Origin of the sequence: Dinoroseobacter sp. S375 (genome assembly GCF_049800775.1) — a bacterium.
Classification (GTDB): Bacteria; Pseudomonadota; Alphaproteobacteria; order Rhodobacterales; family Rhodobacteraceae; genus Dinoroseobacter.
Genome location: NZ_JBNAFR010000006.1, coordinates 102,136 through 119,984 on the forward strand (window position 1 = coordinate 102,136; position 17,849 = coordinate 119,984).

General features: G+C 65.2%; 14 protein-coding genes. 7 read left to right on the forward strand and 7 right to left on the reverse strand.

The genetic code is table 11. The features are described from left to right. Positions 1-75: 75 nt before the first annotated feature. Positions 76-2,490, reverse strand: a complete 2,415-nt coding sequence (locus tag ACP150_RS14390; RefSeq protein WP_424967356.1) for a GcvT family protein — start codon at positions 2,488-2,490, stop codon at positions 76-78. A gap of 308 nt (positions 2,491-2,798) precedes the next feature. Between ACP150_RS14390 and ACP150_RS14395 the strand changes: the two genes are divergently transcribed. Further along, on the forward strand, positions 2,799-3,575 hold the full coding sequence (locus tag ACP150_RS14395; RefSeq protein ID WP_424967357.1) for a Stf0 family sulfotransferase: 777 nt from the start codon (positions 2,799-2,801) through the stop codon (positions 3,573-3,575). On the opposite strand, the gene ACP150_RS14400 is transcribed toward ACP150_RS14395, so the two are convergent. The 6 genes from ACP150_RS14400 to miaA form a co-directional block, all read right to left on the reverse strand. Continuing rightward, positions 3,556-5,637 (reverse strand): dipeptide ABC transporter ATP-binding protein, encoded by a 2,082-nt coding sequence (locus tag ACP150_RS14400; RefSeq protein WP_424967358.1) that lies wholly within the window; start codon positions 5,635-5,637, stop codon positions 3,556-3,558. The genes ACP150_RS14395 and ACP150_RS14400 overlap by 20 nt on opposite strands. Positions 5,638-5,859: 222 nt before the next feature. Then, positions 5,860-7,020 (reverse strand): ABC transporter permease, encoded by a 1,161-nt coding sequence (locus tag ACP150_RS14405; protein WP_424967359.1) that lies wholly within the window; start codon positions 7,018-7,020, stop codon positions 5,860-5,862. 12 nt (positions 7,021-7,032) lie between these two features. Then, a complete protein-coding gene (locus ACP150_RS14410; RefSeq protein WP_424967360.1) occupies positions 7,033-8,124 on the reverse strand; it encodes an ABC transporter permease in 1,092 nt (363 codons plus the stop codon). A 106-nt stretch (positions 8,125-8,230) separates the two neighbouring features. Then, positions 8,231-9,904, reverse strand: coding sequence for an ABC transporter substrate-binding protein (locus tag ACP150_RS14415; protein WP_424967361.1), 1,674 nt, complete (start codon positions 9,902-9,904; stop codon positions 8,231-8,233). Between the two features lie 286 nt (positions 9,905-10,190). After that, complete coding sequence (locus ACP150_RS14420) at positions 10,191-11,003, reverse strand: AraC family transcriptional regulator (protein ID WP_424967362.1); 813 nt, start codon at positions 11,001-11,003, stop codon at positions 10,191-10,193. A gap of 59 nt (positions 11,004-11,062) precedes the next feature. Beyond that, the gene (miaA, locus tag ACP150_RS14425) at positions 11,063-11,950 is read right to left on the reverse strand and encodes a tRNA (adenosine(37)-N6)-dimethylallyltransferase MiaA (protein ID WP_424967363.1); all 888 of its coding nucleotides are present in this window, start codon (positions 11,948-11,950) and stop codon (positions 11,063-11,065) included. A 116-nt stretch (positions 11,951-12,066) separates the two neighbouring features. Here miaA and pyrH point away from each other — a divergent pair, with 116 nt between their 5' ends. The 6 genes from pyrH (at position 12,067) to rseP (ending at position 17,677) form a co-directional block, all read left to right on the forward strand. After that, complete coding sequence (pyrH, locus tag ACP150_RS14430) at positions 12,067-12,801, forward strand: UMP kinase (protein WP_424967364.1); 735 nt, start codon at positions 12,067-12,069, stop codon at positions 12,799-12,801. Positions 12,802-12,920: 119 nt separating this feature from the next. After that, a complete protein-coding gene (gene frr, locus ACP150_RS14435) occupies positions 12,921-13,487 on the forward strand; it encodes a ribosome recycling factor (RefSeq protein WP_424967365.1) in 567 nt (188 codons plus the stop codon). Between the two features lie 67 nt (positions 13,488-13,554). Further along, positions 13,555-14,298, forward strand: coding sequence for a polyprenyl diphosphate synthase (gene uppS, locus ACP150_RS14440; protein WP_424967366.1), 744 nt, complete (start codon positions 13,555-13,557; stop codon positions 14,296-14,298). A gap of 19 nt (positions 14,299-14,317) precedes the next feature. Then, complete coding sequence (locus ACP150_RS14445; protein ID WP_424967367.1) at positions 14,318-15,109, forward strand: phosphatidate cytidylyltransferase; 792 nt, start codon at positions 14,318-14,320, stop codon at positions 15,107-15,109. A 22-nt stretch (positions 15,110-15,131) separates the two neighbouring features. Beyond that, entirely contained in the window at positions 15,132-16,313 is a 1,182-nt protein-coding gene (gene dxr, locus ACP150_RS14450) for a 1-deoxy-D-xylulose-5-phosphate reductoisomerase (RefSeq protein WP_424967368.1), read from the forward strand. A gap of 26 nt (positions 16,314-16,339) precedes the next feature. Beyond that, complete coding sequence (rseP, locus tag ACP150_RS14455; protein WP_424967369.1) at positions 16,340-17,677, forward strand: RIP metalloprotease RseP; 1,338 nt, start codon at positions 16,340-16,342, stop codon at positions 17,675-17,677. Positions 17,678-17,849 lie beyond the last annotated feature (172 nt).

Consider the following 17,849-nt stretch of genomic DNA (forward strand, 5'->3'; position numbering starts at 1 on the left):
CGAGACTGGCGACTGGCGGGGCATTTGACCAGTGGCGGGAGCCTCCGGCGGGGATATTTTTCGACTTAAGAGATCCTAGCCGCGCATCCGGGTTCCATCCGGGTCAAAGAGCGGCGTCGTCAGCAGCCTCGCGGTGCAGTGTTGTCCGAGGATTTCGATGCTGGCGGTCACCCCATCGGCGATCTGGTCGGAGGGCAAGAAGCCCAAGGCGACGGAGGTGTCCGTGTAATGCGCGTACCCCCCCGAGGTGCAGAAGCCGACGACCTCGCCCGCCAGCGAGATCGGCTCATAGGCAACCACATCGGCCTCTGTCGCCTCCACCGCGAAGGCGCAGAGGCGTCGGGCGGGGCCTGCGGCACGCTCGGCCTCGGCGGCCTGCCGTCCAATGAATGCGGTCGGTTTCGCGAACTGGATGAAGCGGTCGAGACCGGTTTCCGCAGCGGTGTAATCCTGTGAGTATTCCCGGCTCCAGGCGCCGAAGAACTTGTCGAGCCGCAGGGACATCATGGCGCGCATGCCGAAGGGCCGGATGCCGTGGGCCTGTCCCGCCGCCCACAAGGTGTGAAACAGGTGACGGTGTTCGCTGGGCGAGCAGTAGATCTCGTAGCCGAGATCGCCCGTGTAGCTGACCCGTTGGACGAGGCATTGGGCCATGCCAATGGTCATGGGGCGGACATCGAGGAAGCTGAGCGCCGTGCCGGAGACATCCGCGCGGGTGCAGGCGGCCAGCACGTCTCGCGCTTTGGGGCCCGCGATTTGGAACCCGGTGCGGCTGTCGGAGATGTTGTCCACCGACACGCCGTCTTCGAGATGGGTTTCGAACCAGCGCAGATGCTGGTCTTGCGCGCCATAGGAGGCGGTGAGCTGAAACTCGGCCTCGCCAAGACAGGAGACCGTGAAATCCCCCATGAGCTTGCCCGACGGTGCCAGCATCGGGGTAAGCGCGAGCCGACCGGGCCCCGGAATGCGCCCCGCCATGATCCGGTCGAGCCAGGCCCGCGCGCGCGGGCCCGTGACGCGGAACTTGCCGAAATTCTGCAGCTCGTTGAGGCCCACCCCATTGCGGACGGCCATCACCTCGGCCCGCACGGCCTCCCATGCGTTGGAACGGCGGAAGCTTGGCGTCTCATAGCGTGGCTCACCGGGCAGGGCGAAGTAGTTCACGACCTCAAGCCCGTAGGTCTGGCCGAACACGGCCCCCATATCGGACCAGATGTCGTACATCATCGTGGTGCGGAAGGGACGCGCGGCGGGCAGCTCCTCGTTCGGATAGCTGACCGAAAAGCGGTTCTGGTAGTTCTCGATCACCTTGGGGACCGTATAGCCCGGCGTCGTCCATTTGCCGAAACGGGCGACATCCATGGCACGGGGGTCGCGCTCGGTCTCGCCCTCGATCATCCATTGAGCCAGCGCGAGACCCACGCCGCCGCCCTGACTGAACCCGGCCATCACCGCGCAGGCGGACCAGTAGTTGCGCAGGCCCGGCACCGGCCCGACCAGCGGATTGCCGTCCGGGGCGAAGGTGAAGGGCCCGTGGATCACCGATTTCACGCCAGCCGTCTCGAGCACCGGGAAGCGGCGATAAGCGAAGGCGATGCTGTCCTCAATCTTTTCGAACTGGTCATTGAGCAACTCGTGCCCGAAATCCCAGGGCGTGCCATCCACGGACCAGGGCTCGCAGGGTTTTTCATAGAACCCGATGCAGAGCCCGCGCCCTTCCTGGCGCAGGTAGCTCTCGCCGCCGGGATCGATGACATGGGGGAATTCGGTGCCGCGCTCATAGATCGCCGGGATATCATCGGTGACGATGTATTGGTGGGCCATGGGCAGAAGCGGCAGATAGATCCCGGCCATGGCCGCAACCTCGCGCGCCCAGAGACCGCCCGCATTCACCACATGCTCGGCGATCACCGTGCCCTGATCGGTCTCGACGGTCCATGTGCCATCGGGGTTTGGCGTGGTTGCGGTGACCTTGGTATGGGTCTGGATCGTCGCGCCGCCCATCTTGGCGGCCCGCGCATAGGCATGGGTGGTTCCCGAGGGGTCGAGGTGACCATCCAGCGGATCGTAGAGGCCACCGAGAATGCCATCAGTGTTCACCAGTTCGGCCATCTCCTTGATCTCGGAGGGGCCGAGGATTTCGGTATGCAGCCCCATATAGCGGTGCTTGGCGCGCTCGGCCTTGAGCATGTCAAACCGCTCTGGCGTGTCGGCAAGGGTGATGCCGCCCACATGGTGCAAGCCGCAGGACATGCCGGTGATCTCTTCGAGCTCCTTGTAGAGCCCGATCGTATAGCCCTGCAAGGCGGCCATGTTGGTGTCGCCGTTCAGGGTGTGAAACCCGCCCGCCGCATGCCAGGTGGAGCCCGATGTCAGCTCCGAGCGTTCCAGCAGCATGACATCCGACCAGCCCAGCTTGGTCAGGTGATAGAGGACCGAACAGCCGACGACGCCGCCCCCGATGACGCAAACCCGCGTGTGAGTCTCCATGCTCCGCCTCCTTGTCATGCCCCCAAAGCGTCGGAGGCGAAGGGGCCTCGGGTCACGCCCGTTCCCGACACCAAAGGTCGGTTTTGCGCGCCGCGCCGCCCGGGTCGAGGGGACAGAGCGGTGGGGCATGGTCAGCCTATTGAGGCGGCAAGACGACCTGCGGTTGGGGCGGGCGCGCTGGCACCATGCGGATAAGCGCGGGCTGCGCAGGTCACAGGCAGCGCCCGCCGCAGATTGGTCCGGCTCAAAGGCGCTTGCGGGGACGCGCCCTTGCGCGCAGGGTTTGACCGATGCAACACGGAGCCCCCATGTCGCCCGCGCCCGCCTATATCCTCTGCACCACACCGCGGAGCGGCAGCACGCTGCTTTGCCGGATGTTGGCGGCCAGTGGTGTCGCCGGGGCGCCGGACAGCCATTTTCACAGCCCGTCGCTCGATCGCTGGCTTGAGGTCTATGGGCTCGCGGCGACCCGGTTTCCCGACCGGCGTGCCGCGATCCGCGCCGCGATTGCCGCCGGCAAGGCTCGCGGGACGGGTGCGTCGGGCTGTTTCGGCCTGCGCCTGCAACGGGGCAGCTTTGCCTATCTCATGGACCAGCTCGACATCCTGCATCCGGGGCTGGCCTCGGACCGCAGCCTGATCGAGGCGGCCTTTGGGCCGGTCACCTTCTTGCATCTCAGCCGGGCCGACAAACTGGCCCAGGCGGTCTCGCGCCTGCGCGCCGAGCAGAGCGGGCTCTGGCACGCCCATGCGGATGGGACGGAGATGGAGCGCACGCGCCCGGCGGCCCCGCCGCGCTATGACCATGCCGCGATAGCCGCGCATCTGGCGGAATTGTCGTCCTTGGATGCGGCATGGACCGACTGGTTTGCGACCGAGGGGATCGCGCCGCAGACCCTCAGCTACGAAGCCCTCGCCGCCGATCCGCGCGGGGTGCTGGCACAGACGCTTTCGGCGCTTGGGCTGGATCCGGCGCGTGCAGCGGCGGTGTCCGTGCCCACCGCGCGCCTCGCCGATGCTGAAAGCGCTGCGTGGATCGCGCGGTTTCGGGCCGAGACCGCCGGGCCTATTCCGCCGCGATCTTGATGACCGGGGTCATGCGGGCCAGTACCTCTTCGGAGAGATGGCATTTGATCTGATGCCCGCTCTCGGTGCGGCGCATCTCTGGCACCTCGCGCTCGCACCGGCCCTCAGGCACGTCCGCTTTCCAGCGGCATCGGGTCTGGAACGGGCAGCCGGGTGGCGGGTTCATGGCCGAGGGAATGTCGCCCTCCAGCACGATCCGCTCTTTCTCGACCGTCGTGTCGGCAATCGGCACGGCCGAGAGCAGCGCCTCGGTATAGGGGTGATAGGGCGGGGCAAAAACCTCATCCGTGGTGCCCAGCTCGACCACATGGCCGAGATACATCACCATCACCCGGTCGCTGAGATAGCGCACAATGCTCAGATCATGCGAGATGAAGAGAAGGGTCGTTTTGTTCTCGCGCTGGATCTCCATCAGCAGGTCCGTCACCGCCGCCTGCACCGACACGTCCAGCGCGCTCACCGGCTCGTCGGCGACCACGATCCGGGCATCCCCGGCAAAGGCGCGGGCGATGCCCACGCGCTGTTTCTGTCCACCCGAGAGCTGCCGCGGCATCCGGTCGGCAAAGGCCCGGGGCAGTTTTACGAGATCGAGCAGGGTCAGCATCCGCGCCCGGCGGGCCTCCTCGCTGTCGCCGACCCCGAAGATCTCCAGCGCGCGGATGATCTGCCGCCCGACCGTCATCGAGGGGTTCAGCGTATCGAACGGGTTCTGGAACACCATCTGCACATCCGCGACGGTCTTGGTGTCGCGCGCGGCGATTTCCGTGCCCTGGATCTCGCGATTGTCCAAGAGGATCCGCCCCTCGGTCGCGGTCTCCAGCCCCATCAGAACCTTGGCAAAGGTCGACTTGCCACAGCCCGATTCCCCGACAATGGCCAGGGTCTCGCTCTCGCGCGCCTCGAAACTCAGATCCTCATTGGCCTTCACCACTTTCGTGTTGGTCCCGCCAAACAGGGCCGAGGCCGCCACCTCGTAGTATTTCTTGAGGTTCTCCATCTTCAGAACCACCGGCCCCGGTTCAGGCTTTGCGGTCTCCGCCGCGATCTGGATCGGCGCGGTCCAGTCGATCTCGTCGAATTTCAGGCACCGTGTCCCGTGCCGATCATCGCCCAGCACCTCGGCCATGGGGATCGCCCCGCCATCGCAGCGCCCGGCCTCGAAATAGTCGCAGCGCGGCCCGAAATTGCAGCCCTTGGGCCGCTCATGGGGCAGGGGGAAATTCCCCGGGATCGCCACCAGAGGGCGCGCCGTCTTGTCCGCTCCGGGCAGCGGGATCGACCGAAAGAGCGCCTGCGTATAGGGGTGCTGCATCCGATCGAACACATCCTGGATCGAGCCGGTCTCCACCGCCTCGCCGGAATACATCACGCAGAGCCGGTCGCAGGTCTCCAGCACCAGCCCGAGATTATGCGAGATGAACAGCATCGAGGTGCCGTATCTCGCCCCCAGATCCTTGACCAGATCGACCACGGCGGCCTCGACCGTCACATCGAGCGCCGTGGTTGGCTCGTCGAGGATCAGGAGCGCCGGATTCGCCATCAGCGCCATGGCGATGACGATGCGCTGCTGCTGTCCGCCGCTGAGCTGGTGCGGAAAACTGTTCAGCATCCGCTCGGGGTCCGGCAGGCGCACATCCGTCACCACCTCGAGCGCCCGGGCATAGGCCTCGGCCTCACTGACGCCCTCATGGATCATCGGCACTTCCATGAGCTGCTTGCCGATCCGCATGGCCGGGTTCAGGCTCGCCATGGGCTCTTGATAGATCATGGCGATTTCCTTGCCACGGATCCGCCGGAGTTCTTCGGGCGACATGGTGTTCAGGTCGCGCCCCTTGAACTTGATCGTCCCGCCGACGATGCGCCCGTTCACGCCCAGATCCTGCATCACGCCCAGCGCAACCGTGGACTTGCCGCAACCGCTCTCGCCGACCAGCCCCATGGCCTCGCCCGGCATGACGGTGCAGGAAAAATCCATCACCGCCGGGATCTCGCGCAGGCGGGTAAAAAAGGAGATCGACAGATTCTCGATCTCGAGAATGGGCCCGTCATACCTGTCGGTCATTGCCACCACCTGTCTTTCATTGTTCCTGAAATACTCCGGGGGTGCGGGGGCTGGCCCCCGCCTCTGCCAGATCCACCGCAAAGGGGATCACACCGATCTGCGCGCCGCCATGCCACGGGCCCGGTCACGCCGGGAACAGGCCGCGCACTGGCAGTCCCGCTTCCGAAAGAATACGCGTCAGTGGTCGCCCCGGATGGGAAAAGGTCATGCGTGCTCATCCCCCTAGTCCTTCAGGCTCTCTTCGCGCAGTCCATCGGCCAGCAGGTTCAGCCCGAGCACGAGGCTCATGAGCGCCAGCGCTGGGGCGAGGGCAGGGTGGGCATAGACCGACAGAAGCCTGCGCCCCTCATTGATCGTGGAACCCCAGTCCGGGCTTTCCGGACTGACGCCTAGGCCAAAGAACCCGAGCGTGCCCAGAAGGATCGTCGTATAGCCAATCCGCAGACAGAAATCGACGATCAGGGGACCGCGCGCATTGGGCAGGATCTCCCACAGCATGATGTACCACGGGCCCTCGCCCCGGGTCTGGGCAGCGGCCACGTAGTCGCGGGTCTGGATGTCCAGCACAATGCCGCGCACGATCCGGAAGACCGTCGGCGAGTTCACGAAAACCACCGACACGAACACGATCAACACATTGGGCGGCATCGAAATCACCCCCAACGGATCCGCATTGAAGGCCAGCCCGAGATAGAGCCAGCCGCCGATCAGCACCGTCAGCCCGACATAGAGGTTCCGCTTGCCCGGTTGGGTGAAATAGCGCGAATGCCAGAGCACCACGAGAAACAGGATCGGAAAGAGAAACAGCACCGCCGCCATGTAGACGGGTATCCCCGTGGCGACGATCTCGGGTGTGACCAGCAGGTAAAAGAGCAGGATCACCGGGAAGGCCAGCACCATATTGGCAACAAAGCTCAGCACCGTGTCGAGACGCCCGCCGAAATACCCCGCCGGCAGGCCAAGCACGATCCCCACCATGAAGGCAAAAAGCGTCGCCGCCGGCGCGATCTTGAGCACTTCGCGCGCCCCCATCACCATGCGGCTGAACACATCCCGGGCCAGATTGTCGCCGCCGAGGATGTAGTGGCTGAACCCTTCCGTGCCCGGTGGCACTGGTGTCCCCGGCACCTTGTTCTTCATCCCCGACACCACGTTGAGGGGATCATGGGTGATGATCAGGTCTGCGAAAACCGCCGTGAACACCCAGAACATCACAATGGCAAAACCGATCATGCCGATGGGGCTGTCAAAGAGCTTGCCGTAGAGCCCCAGACGCCGCTTATAGGCCGTCGACAACAGGAAGGTCGAGATCAGCGCGACCCAGACCGGCATGAACTGGATCAGCACCTTGATCAGGATCTCGAGAGGGGTCATGGGCTCCATATCCGTGTCTCCTCAGGCGATCCGAATGCGGGGGTTGAGGAAGACATAGCCGATATCCGAGATCAGCTGCGTGACGAGCACCACGATGACCGCAACGACCGAGCAGGACAGAAGCAGCTCGATATCGTTATTCGAAGCCGCCTGAACCAGTGTCCAGCCGAAGCCCTTGTAATTGAACAGGGTCTCGACGATCACCACCCCGGTCAGCAGCCAGGGGAACTGCAGCATGATCACCGTGAAAGGCGCGATCAGCGCGTTGCGCAGGGCGTGTTTCACCACGATGTTGCGAAAACTCACCCCCTTGAGCCGCGCGGTTCGGATATACTGCGCCGTCATCACCTCGGCCATGGAGGCCCGGGTCATCCGCGCGATATAGCCCATGCCATAGAGCGCCATGGTCATCACCGGCAGGGTGAAATTGGCGAAGGTCGCATCCTCGGCGGCCGAGGCAGCCGATCCCTTGAGCATGGTGCGCCCGTCGATTAGCCCCCATTCCGCGAGGATCGGTGACAGGCCCGAGGTCGAGGAAGCAAAGAGCACGACCAGCACCACACCCGAGACATATTCCGGCGTGGCGGTGGTCGCGATGGAAAAGGTCGAGAGTGTCCGGTCCGTGCGCGACCCTTCCCGCATTCCTGCCAACACGCCGACCAGCAGGGCCGAAGGCACCATCACCACCATCACCCAGAACATCAGTTTGCCGGTCAGGGCCAGACGCTCGACGATCACCGCACTGACATCGGCGCGGAACACCGTTGAGGTTCCGAAATCCCCCTGCAGGATGCCGCAACGGGTCCGGCTCGGCGTCTCGCCGGCCGGCAAGGTCCCCTCGATGCAGCGCCCGCGCATGCCGCCATCCGCCTCCACCCGGGTCCAACCGGGCACGACACCAAGCCATTCGCCATAGCGCATCAGCATCGGTGCGTCATAGCCGTTCCGCGTGAGCCAGCTGTCGACCTCTGCGTCGGTCATGCGCACCGAGCCTTGGCTCTTGGCGACCTTCTCGAGATTGGGCTGCAGGTTGGTCATCGCAAAGACGATGAAGGTCACACAGAGGGCTGTGAGCGCGACCACGCCTGTCCTGCGCAGGATGAAGGCGAACATATGCCGGACCTTTCTTTCTTGGTTCGGTCAAGACCCCGTGCCGGCCCGGGTGGGGCCGAGGCCGCGCGGAGGCGGCCCCGGAGCTGTCGGAAGGATCGCGGGGCGCTTAGGCGCGGAACCCGATCTTGTGCAGATGGATCTCGTGGCTCGGATGCTTCTCGGCATTGACCACATCACCCCGGTGGTGGTTGTAGAGCGACCGCCAGAAGGGTTGGATGATCACGCCCTCGTCGCGCAGGATCTGCTGGATGCTCGACATCTTCTCGCGCCGTGCATCCGCATCGGCGATGGCCATGGCCTCGGCCAGGGCCGCATCGAACTCGGCATTGCTGAAGGCGGTCTCGTTCCAGGCCTCGCCGGTCCGGTAGGCCAGCGCCAGGATCTGCACGCCCAACGGGCGATGGTTCCAGGAGGTGGTCGAGAAGGCATGCTTGGTCCAGTCGCCCCAGAAGGTGGCGCCGGGCTGGATGCGATGCTCGATCTGCAGGCCCGCATCGCGGAACTGCGCCGTCAGTGCCGCGCCGGTATTGGACAGCCATTCCTCATCGGGTGTGATCAGCACATGGGCGAAATCGCCCAGCCCGGCCTCGTCCATGGCGGCCTTGGCGGCGGCCGGGTCGTATTCCGGCGCCGGGATCTCGGCATATTCCGGGTGGATCGGGCAGACATGGTGGTTCTCGGCGACGGTGCCTTGACCGTTATAGCCGAGCTCCAGCAGCACGCTGTTGTCCACAGCGAGCGCCATGGCCCGACGCACGGCGGCATCGGCATAGGGGGTCACCCCGTCCACCTCGGCCACCTGGTTCGGGCGCAGCACCACGGTCGCGCCAGTCACGGCCTCGGTCCCGGTCCAGCCGATGGCGTCGAACAGATCGACGAACTCGCCGGTGGTCTCGTAGGTCAGATCCACCTCTTCGGCCTCGGCCCCGGCAAACCATGTGGCAGGATCCGTGCCGTAATCGATGAACTCCACCCGGTCGAGATAGGGCCCGCCATAGACCTCGGTTCCCCACCAAGTGTGGTCGGTGGCCCGTTCCAGCACGGCGCGGACATTCGTCTCGAAGCTCACGGGGCGGAAGGGGCCCGTGCCAATGCCGTGGTCGTAAGGATTGCCACCTTCATAGCTGGCATGGGTGATCGCCGCCGGATAGTCGGACATATTCGCAATCACTGTGATGTCGGGCGCCGAAAGGGTCAGCGTGACCTTCAGGTCGCCATCGACGCTGATCGCGCCCTCGCGGGCCTGCCCGGTCGCGGAATCGATCAACCCGGCAAAGCGCGCGGCCATGGAATTGCCCTCAAGGCTGGTGTCGCACCACCCGGCGATGTTGCGGGCCACGTCCTCGGCCGTGAAGGGATCGCCATTGTTCCAGGTCGCGTTGGGCCGCACATTCAGCACATAGACCGTGGCGTCGTCATTCACTTCCCAGCTTTCCAGCAGCATGGGGCTGAACGTGCCATCGGCATTGTAGGAGACGAGGTATTCCAGAAACCCGCGGGTCTGGTTGCCGAGCTCGGACCAGTCATAGGTGCGCGGCTCTTTCATCGCCTTGACCAGATGCTGGATCCGCAAGGTGCCGCCCATGGCCGGGGTCTCACCATGACCTGCGGCGAGGGCAGGACGCGCGCCGATCATCGCATAGGCCGCCGCTGCGGTCGCTCCGAGGGCCGAGGCGTTGGTCAGAAATTCCCGCCGGCTCATCTTTCCGGCGCGGCAGTCGTCCGCGTACATCTCCACCGCCGGATGCATGGCTTTCCCGTGGATTGTCGTGCGTGTCATTCGTTCAGTTCCCCCTGAGAAACAGTCTGTTTTTTTCTGCAATCGCCACGCGGAGACCCGCCGCAGCCCCCCGTGACGGAGCGCTTTGGACAGCAGGAAACCCAATGCGATCTGGTTCTTTGGACCCATGACGCCCCATTCTCCGGGGCCGGTCAACACCTAGAACCGGTAATAAAGTGCAAAAAAACGACATTGACTTCGCACAAAAACGACATGTGCGCCGTGCGCGGGCGAATCCGAAGCGCTTTGACGTTGGGTCAAGTGCCGGACCGCGTGAGATCCGGGATCACCCGCGACGCAGGGCGAGGCGGTCGGCGCTGGGGGGCTGGCCCATCTTCGCACCATAGCTGCGCGCGAAATACGCCGCCGAACCGTAGCCCAGGGCATCGGCGATCTGGTGGACCGGGCTCGGCGTGTCGGCGAGCCGCCAGCGCGCCTCGGACAGGAGCCTGTCCTGCAACAGGGCCGAGGCCCCGGTACCGGCCACCGACTGGCACACCCGGGTGAGATGGGTGGGGGTGATCCCCAGCCGGTCCGCATAACCTGCGACCGAAGGCTGGGCCGCCGGGCGATCGGACAGATCCGCCTCGATCAGCCCCATGAACTCGGCCACGAGCCGCTCGGATTTGCTGCTCGCCCAGAGCGGCGCGCCATCCTGCCGGTGCAGCCGCGCGATCTCGAGCGCGAGGAGGGTTCCGCAGGCGGTCAGGGCGGCGGGGGCGTCTTCGGTTCCCGCGCGTCCCTCCGTCTCGATCCGCGCCAGCATCCAGGCCAGATCGGCCTGCACCGCGCCGGTGGAGTTGCGCAACAGAAACGCGGTCTGTGGCAAAGCCGCAGCGATCTCGGGGGCCAGGCTCAGTTTGGTGCCGAACACCTGCACCGGAAAGGCAAAGCGCGTCGTGGCGCGCGCGGGAATATAGAGATAGCAGGGCCCGGTCAGCCCCCGCGTCTTGCCATCGACAAACACGCGCCCCTGACCGCGCGTGAAAACATAGAGCGCCGGGTTCGGATCCGCATGGAGATCCGTCAGCCGCCAGCGTCCGCGTTGCAGGATCGCGGCCAGAGGCGTGACGGAAACGGGAAGGTCGGGCGCAGTCATGCCAAAATGTTAACCACGACGCGGGGTTTGGGCCAGACCGCTCTGCGCGGTGAGCAAGATTACGCGGGCAGGGCGGTCCAGTCCTTCATCCGCGCGCGAAACCAGGTGCGTTGCCGCTTGGCGTATTGCCGTGTGGCGATGATGGCCTTCTCGCGCGCCTCGGCGAGGGTCATCTCGCCGCGCAGATGGGCGATCAGTTCCGGGGCGCCGATGGCCCGGGCCCAGGGCGCGGCGGGATCCCAGTGAGGCAGGGCGTCGCGGGCCTCGTCGAGCGCGCCCTCGGCGAGCATCTGCTCAAAGCGGCGTGCGATGCGCGGGGTGAGCCAGTCCTTGGGCGCGTCGATCACGAAAGCGGCGGCCTGATGCCGTGGCAGATCGGGGGCCGGGGTCTCGTCCTGCCAGGTGGCGAGGGGGCGTCCGGTTGCCTCCAGAACCTCCCAGGCGCGCTGCACGCGCATGGGGTTGGCCATGTCGATCCGGGCGCTGGTGACCGGATCGCGCTGCGCCAGCGCGGCGGCCATCTGGGCCGGATCGGCCAGTCGCAGGGCATCGGCGCGGGTCCGGATCTCGGCCGGTATCTCGGGGATCGGGCTCAGGCCCTGGGTGAGCGCCGTCAGGTAAAGCCCCGTGCCGCCAACTATAATCGGGCGTATACCCTGCTCGGCGCGTAGTGCTGCGAGCTCACGCAGCCAGTGTCCCACGGAATATTCGGCCCCGCGCGCCACATGGCCATAGAGCCGGTGATCGGCCTGTGCCAGATCCGCCGGGCCGGGCCGCGCGCTCAGCACCTGCCAGCTGTCATGGACCTGCAGGGCATCGGCATTGACGATCACGCCGCCTTGCCGCGCGGCGATCTCCAGCGCCAGGGCGGATTTCCCTGAGGCGGTCGGCCCGGCGATGAGCACAGGCTGCTCGGCAGAGATCTGCGACAGGTCAAAATGAGGCATCTGGGAACCGGGTTGGAGCAATCGCGCAGGGCGCGGCGGTTTCGCCGTTGATCCCGGCGCGGATAAAGACCATTTTGCGCGCAATTCCGCTCCGGAGACAAGACAGAGGTCACCCCATGGACGATGCTGCCCCAAACGCGACCAAATACAAGCGCGTTATGCTCAAGATCTCGGGGGAGGCGCTGATGGGCCCTCAGGGGTTCGGGCTGCATCCTCCAACGGTGGAACGCATCGCCCAAGAGGTGAAGTCGGTCCATGATCTCGGCGTCGAGATCTGCATGGTGATCGGGGGCGGCAACATCTTTCGAGGACTTCAGGGCAGCGCCCAGGGGATGGAGCGGACAACCGCCGACTATATGGGGATGCTCGCCACGGTGATGAACGCGCTCGGCATGCAGGCCGCGCTCGAGGGGCTGGGCATCCACACACGGGTGATCAGCGCGATCCCGATGGATCAGGTCTGTGAACCCTATATTCGCCGCCGCGCGGTGCGCCATTTGGAAAAAGCGCGGGTCTGCATCTTTGCCGCCGGGACCGGGAACCCCTATTTCACCACCGATACGGCCGCGACCCTGCGCGCCAACGAGATGTCCTGCGAGGCCATTTTCAAGGGCACCAAGGTGGATGGCGTCTATGACAAGGACCCGGTCAAGCATGACGACGCGGTGCGGTTCGACCAGATCAGCTATGATGACTGCCTCGCCCAGCATCTGGGCGTGATGGACGCATCGGCCATTGCCCTGGCGCGGGACAACAAGCTGCCGATCATCGTGTTCTCGCTGGACGAACCCGGCGGGTTCCGGGGCATTCTCGCGGGCGAGGGCACCTATACGGTGGTCAATTCCGGCTGATTTCGGCCTGTCCCAAAACCTCACTGCAACACTTGTCATGATTGGTTGCTATACATCTGCAGGTCGCCGGGTATACAAAGCCCTTGGCAGATGACAGCGACACGAACCAAGAGACTTACATGTCCGAAGACGACTTTGACCTCGATATTGATGATCTGGCCCGCCGGATGGATGGCGCCATCGCCAGTTTGCGCACGGAATTCGCTTCGTTGCGGACCGGGCGCGCCTCGGCCGCCATGCTGGAGCCGGTGATGGTAGATGCCTATGGTCAGAAGACCCCGATCAACCAGGTGGGCACCGTGAACGTGCCCGAGCCGCGCATGGTGACGGTGAATGTCTGGGATAAGGGACTTGTGGGCAAGGTCGAGAAGGCCATCCGCGAGAGCGGGTTGGGGATCAACCCCCAGCTCAACGGCACGATCATCATGCTGCCGATTCCCGAGCTCAACGAAGAGCGCCGCCGCGAGCTGACCAAGGTCGCTGCGCAATACGCCGAGAATGCCCGGGTCTCGATCCGCAATGTCCGGCGCGACGGGATGGATCAGCTCAAGAAATTCAAAGCCGACGGGATGAGCGAGGACGATCACAAGATCTGGTCCGACGAGGTGCAATCCCTGACCGATACCGAGATCAAGAAAGTCGATGACGCCCTGGAGACCAAGCAAGCGGAGATCATGCAGGTCTGAGCAGGGGGACGGTTCGCCTTGGGGCGGACTCTGGATCAATCCGGGGGGCAGCGAAAGCGAGACGAAGATGCAAAAGGCAGCACAGACACAGCTCAAATCCTCCGGTGGCGGGGACGGCCCACGGCATGTGGCGATCATCATGGATGGCAATGGCCGCTGGGCACAGGAACGCGGGCGTCCGCGGCTCTTTGGGCATCAGGCGGGCGCGCGCCGGGTGCGCGCGGTGGTCGAGGCCTGCCCGGATCTCGGCATCGAGTATCTGACGATCTTCGCCTTCTCCACCGAGAACTGGAAACGGACGCAGAGCGAAGTCTCGGGCCTCATGAGCCTCTTCCGTCGCTATATCAGCAAGGAAATGCAGGGTTTCCTGCGCGAGGGCGTGCGGGTGCGCTTCATCGGGGACCGGGTGCGGCTGGACGAAAAGCTGCGCGACCTGATGGACGAGGTCGAGATGCTGACCGCCCACAACACCCGGGTCAACCTGACCATTGCCCTGAATTACGGCGGACGCGACGAGGTGGCCCGCGCCACCAAGCGCCTTGCCCAGGAAGTGTCCGCGGGCCGTCTGGACGCCGAGACGGTTGATGAGAACACGCTGACCCATTTCCTCGACACCTGCGTGCTGCCGGACCCGGATCTCGTGATCCGCACCTCTGGTGAGGCCCGTATTTCGAATTTCCTGCTCTGGCAGTCGGCCTATGCGGAATACGAGTTCATCGACACGCTCTGGCCCGACTTCACACCCGAGATCTTTGCCGAGGTGGTGGACCGCTTCGGGGGTCGCTCGCGTCGCTTCGGCGCGATCGCCTGAGCCTGCGGACCCCGCCCCAATGCCAGCCAAGGCCAGCTTCGACGACCTCTTGCCCCGCCTGGGGTCTGCGGTGGTCATGGTCGTGGTGGGCGTGACGGCGATCTGGGTCGGCGGCACGGTCTTTCTTCTTCTTCTGGCGCTGGTGGTGGGCGCGATGGTGTGGGAACTGGCCCGCATGATCGCCCCCGAAGACCGCCGTGGCGCCATGGTGGTGGCGGGGGCTGCGGGTGCTGCGCTCGCGTCCTGCGCGGTGCTGCCTCTGGGCTTTGCCCTGCCGCTCTTGCTGTTGCCGGCCATGATCGGGGTGGGGCGGTTCGAAACCTCGCGTCGGGTCTTTGCCCTCTATACGGCGTTTATCGGCGTTGCCGGTCTCGGCCTGTGGGTGCTGCGGCAGGATTTCGGGATGATCTGGATGCTCTGGCTCGTTCTGCTGGTCGTGGTCACGGATGTGGCGGGCTATTTCGCCGGGCGGATCATCGGCGGGCCGAAATTCTGGCCCAAGGTCAGCCCCAAGAAAACCTGGTCGGGCACGGTCGCGGGCTGGATCGGCGCCGGGATCGTCGGCTGGATCTTCATGACCCAGACCATCGCGGGATCAGAGCTGATCGGGATTTCCATCGCGCTCGCCATGGCCAGCCAGATGGGCGACGTCACCGAGAGCGCGCTCAAGCGCCGGGCAGGGGTTAAGGACAGCTCAACCCTCATCCCGGGCCATGGCGGTCTGCTGGATCGGTTCGACGGCATGCTCGGCGCGTCGGTTCTCTTGCTGCTGGTGGAGCAGATCATCGATTTCCCGCCGCTCCCCTTGTAACGAAACGTGGGGGGCTGACGGCATGGCACGACGTATCTCCATTTTCGGGTCCACCGGCTCGATCGGTCAGAACACGGTCGACCTGATCGAGCGCGATCCCGACGCCTATGATGTCGTGGCCCTCAGCGGCGGCGGCAATATCCCATTGCTGGCCGAGCAGGCGCGCAAGCTTAAAGCCGACATCGCGATCACGGCCTATGAGGATCGGCTGGAGGATCTGCGCGCGGCCCTTGCCGGCAGCGGGGTCGAGGTTGCTGCCGGGGCGCAGGCGCTCTGCGATGCCGCCGACCGGCCCGCCGATTGGGTGATGAGCGCGATTGTCGGCGCGGCCGGGCTTTATCCGGGCTTTGCCGCCCTGCGCCATGGCGGGTCGCTGGCGCTTGCGAACAAGGAAAGCCTCGTGACTGCCGGGCCGCTCCTTCTGGCCGAGGCGCGGGCGCATCAGGCCCGGATCCTGCCGGTGGATAGCGAGCATTCCGCCGTGTTCCAGGCGCTGGTCGGCGAGGATATGGACGCGGTGGAGCGGATCGTGATCACCGCCAGCGGCGGGCCGTTCCGCGACTGGCCGCTCGATGCGATTGCCAAGGCCACCCTGGCCGAAGCTGTGGCCCATCCGAACTGGGACATGGGCCAGCGGATCAGCATCGACAGCGCCTCGATGTTCAACAAGGCGCTTGAGCTCATTGAAACGCGGGAGTTTTTCGGCATTGCACCAGAGCGGATCGAGGCCGTAGTGCATCCCGGATCCATCGTTCATGCGCTAGTCGGGTTCAAGGATGGGGCGCTGATGGCGCATCTCGGCGCGCCGGATATGCGCCACGCGATCGGCTATGCGCTCCATTGGCCCGAGCGGCGCGATCTGCCGGTGGCCCGGCTCGACCTTGCGGCCATCGGGTCGCTCAGCTTCGAGCGTCCGGATGAGGTCCGCTTCCCCGCCTTGCGGCTGGCCCGGGAGGTCATGGCCACGGGCGGGCGCGCCGGCGCGGTGTTCAACGCCGCCAAGGAGGCCGCGCTTGATGCCTTCATCGCTGGCCAGATCGGATTTCTCGACATGGCGGCCGTGGTCGAGGCCACGCTGGAGGGCATGGACCGGGACACAAGTCTGTCGATTCCACCACAAAGCCTTGATTGCGTCGCGGAAGTGGACCATCTCGCAAGGAATATGGCCGCGCGCGCGGCGAAAACCCGCGCGGCACAACGCTGAAGACAGCATCAAGCGAAGGACATCTCTTGGACCTTGTCGGACTGATCCCCTCTTTTGGCGGGCTCGCATTCACCGTGATCGCCTTCGTGGTGGCACTCAGCATCATCGTGGCGATCCACGAATACGGTCATTACATCGTCGGGCGTTGGTGCGGGATCCATGCGGAGGTCTTCTCGCTGGGCTTCGGGCCCGTGCTCTACAGCCGTGTCGACAAGCGCGGCACCCAGTGGCAGGTCGCGGCCTTGCCCTTTGGCGGTTACGTGAAATTCCTCGGCGACAGCGATGCGGCCAGCGGCAAGGATGGCGCGGCCATGGGCACGCTGTCCGAGGAGGAGCTGTCCCGCACCATGCATGGCGCCAAGCTGTGGAAGCGCGCGGCGACCGTGGCGGCAGGGCCGGTCTTCAACTTTATTCTGTCGATCGTGGTCTTCGGCTCCATGATCTTTTGGCAGGGGACCGCGACCGAGCGGCCGACAATCGGCACACTGGTCGATGTGCCCGTGGCCAATTCCGAGTTGCGCAGCGGCGATGTGATCACCGCGATCGAAGGGCAGGACACGCCGGATTACGTGGCGTTGAACGCCCTGCGCGAGACGCTGCCCCGCCAGCCTGAGCTGACCTACACGGTGGATCGCGACGGGGCCTCGCGCGATGTGACCGGGCCCTATCTGATGCCGCCGCTGGTCTCGGGGCTGCAGCCTCGCAGTGCCGCCATGGACGAAGGGTTCGAGGTGGGTGATGTGATCACGGCGATCGATGGCACACCGGTTTACGCGTTCGAGGATCTGCGCGAGGCGGTCGAAGCCTCCGCCGGGGCCGAGCTGGCCATGCAGGTCTGGCGCGGCGGCGAGGAGCTGACCATCTCGGTGGCGCCCCGGCGCATGGATCTGCCCCTGCCAGAAGGCGGGTTCGAGACCCGCTGGCTGATCGGGATCACCGGGGGGATGTTCTTCGAACCCGAGACCGTGACCCCGGGGCCCTTCGCCGCCCTATGGCAAGGGGTGGAGCAAATGATCTTCATCATCCGCTCGTCGCTGTCGGGGCTGTGGCACATGATCACCGGCGCGATCAGCACCTGCAACATCTCCGGCCCGATCGGAATTGCCGAGACCTCGGGGGCCGTGGCCTCCCAGGGGCTCGATCAGTTCATATGGTTCATCGCGGTGCTGTCCACGGCGGTGGGGATGCTGAACCTGTTTCCCGTGCCGGTGCTGGATGGCGGACATCTGGTCTTTCACGCCTATGAGGCGGTGACCGGTCGCCCGCCCAGCGACAAGGCGCTGCGGGTCATGATGACCGCCGGTCTTGCGATGCTGCTGACCCTGATGGTCTTCGCTCTGAGCAACGATCTCTTCTGCCCCTGAGCCAGCCGCCGGGCGGGTCATCCGCGGTCCTGACAGGGACCGCGCCACGCCGCCCGCGGAGGCGGCGAAAAGTGGCACGACATGCGCCCGTTTTTTTGACAATCCTCGCCGTTCCGGCTACGGGACAAGGACAGGCAAGGTGCGGGGCAGATTCTATGATTACCTGGATTCC

Coding starts and splice junctions, on each gene's coding strand:
- frr (WP_424967365.1), top strand. CDS start 12,921: ATGTCCGAAGACGACTTTGACCTCGATATTGATGATCTGGCCCGCCGG.
- ACP150_RS14410 (WP_424967360.1), bottom strand. CDS start 8,124: ATGTTCGCCTTCATCCTGCGCAGGACAGGCGTGGTCGCGCTCACAGCC.
- uppS (WP_424967366.1), top strand. CDS start 13,555: ATGCAAAAGGCAGCACAGACACAGCTCAAATCCTCCGGTGGCGGGGAC.
- ACP150_RS14395 (WP_424967357.1), top strand. CDS start 2,799: ATGTCGCCCGCGCCCGCCTATATCCTCTGCACCACACCGCGGAGCGGC.
- dxr (WP_424967368.1), top strand. CDS start 15,132: ATGGCACGACGTATCTCCATTTTCGGGTCCACCGGCTCGATCGGTCAG.
- ACP150_RS14400 (WP_424967358.1), bottom strand. CDS start 5,637: ATGACCGACAGGTATGACGGGCCCATTCTCGAGATCGAGAATCTGTCG.
- ACP150_RS14415 (WP_424967361.1), bottom strand. CDS start 9,904: ATGACACGCACGACAATCCACGGGAAAGCCATGCATCCGGCGGTGGAG.
- ACP150_RS14405 (WP_424967359.1), bottom strand. CDS start 7,020: ATGGAGCCCATGACCCCTCTCGAGATCCTGATCAAGGTGCTGATCCAG.
- ACP150_RS14390 (WP_424967356.1), bottom strand. CDS start 2,490: ATGGAGACTCACACGCGGGTTTGCGTCATCGGGGGCGGCGTCGTCGGC.
- pyrH (WP_424967364.1), top strand. CDS start 12,067: ATGGACGATGCTGCCCCAAACGCGACCAAATACAAGCGCGTTATGCTC.
- miaA (WP_424967363.1), bottom strand. CDS start 11,950: ATGCCTCATTTTGACCTGTCGCAGATCTCTGCCGAGCAGCCTGTGCTC.
- ACP150_RS14420 (WP_424967362.1), bottom strand. CDS start 11,003: ATGACTGCGCCCGACCTTCCCGTTTCCGTCACGCCTCTGGCCGCGATC.
- ACP150_RS14445 (WP_424967367.1), top strand. CDS start 14,318: ATGCCAGCCAAGGCCAGCTTCGACGACCTCTTGCCCCGCCTGGGGTCT.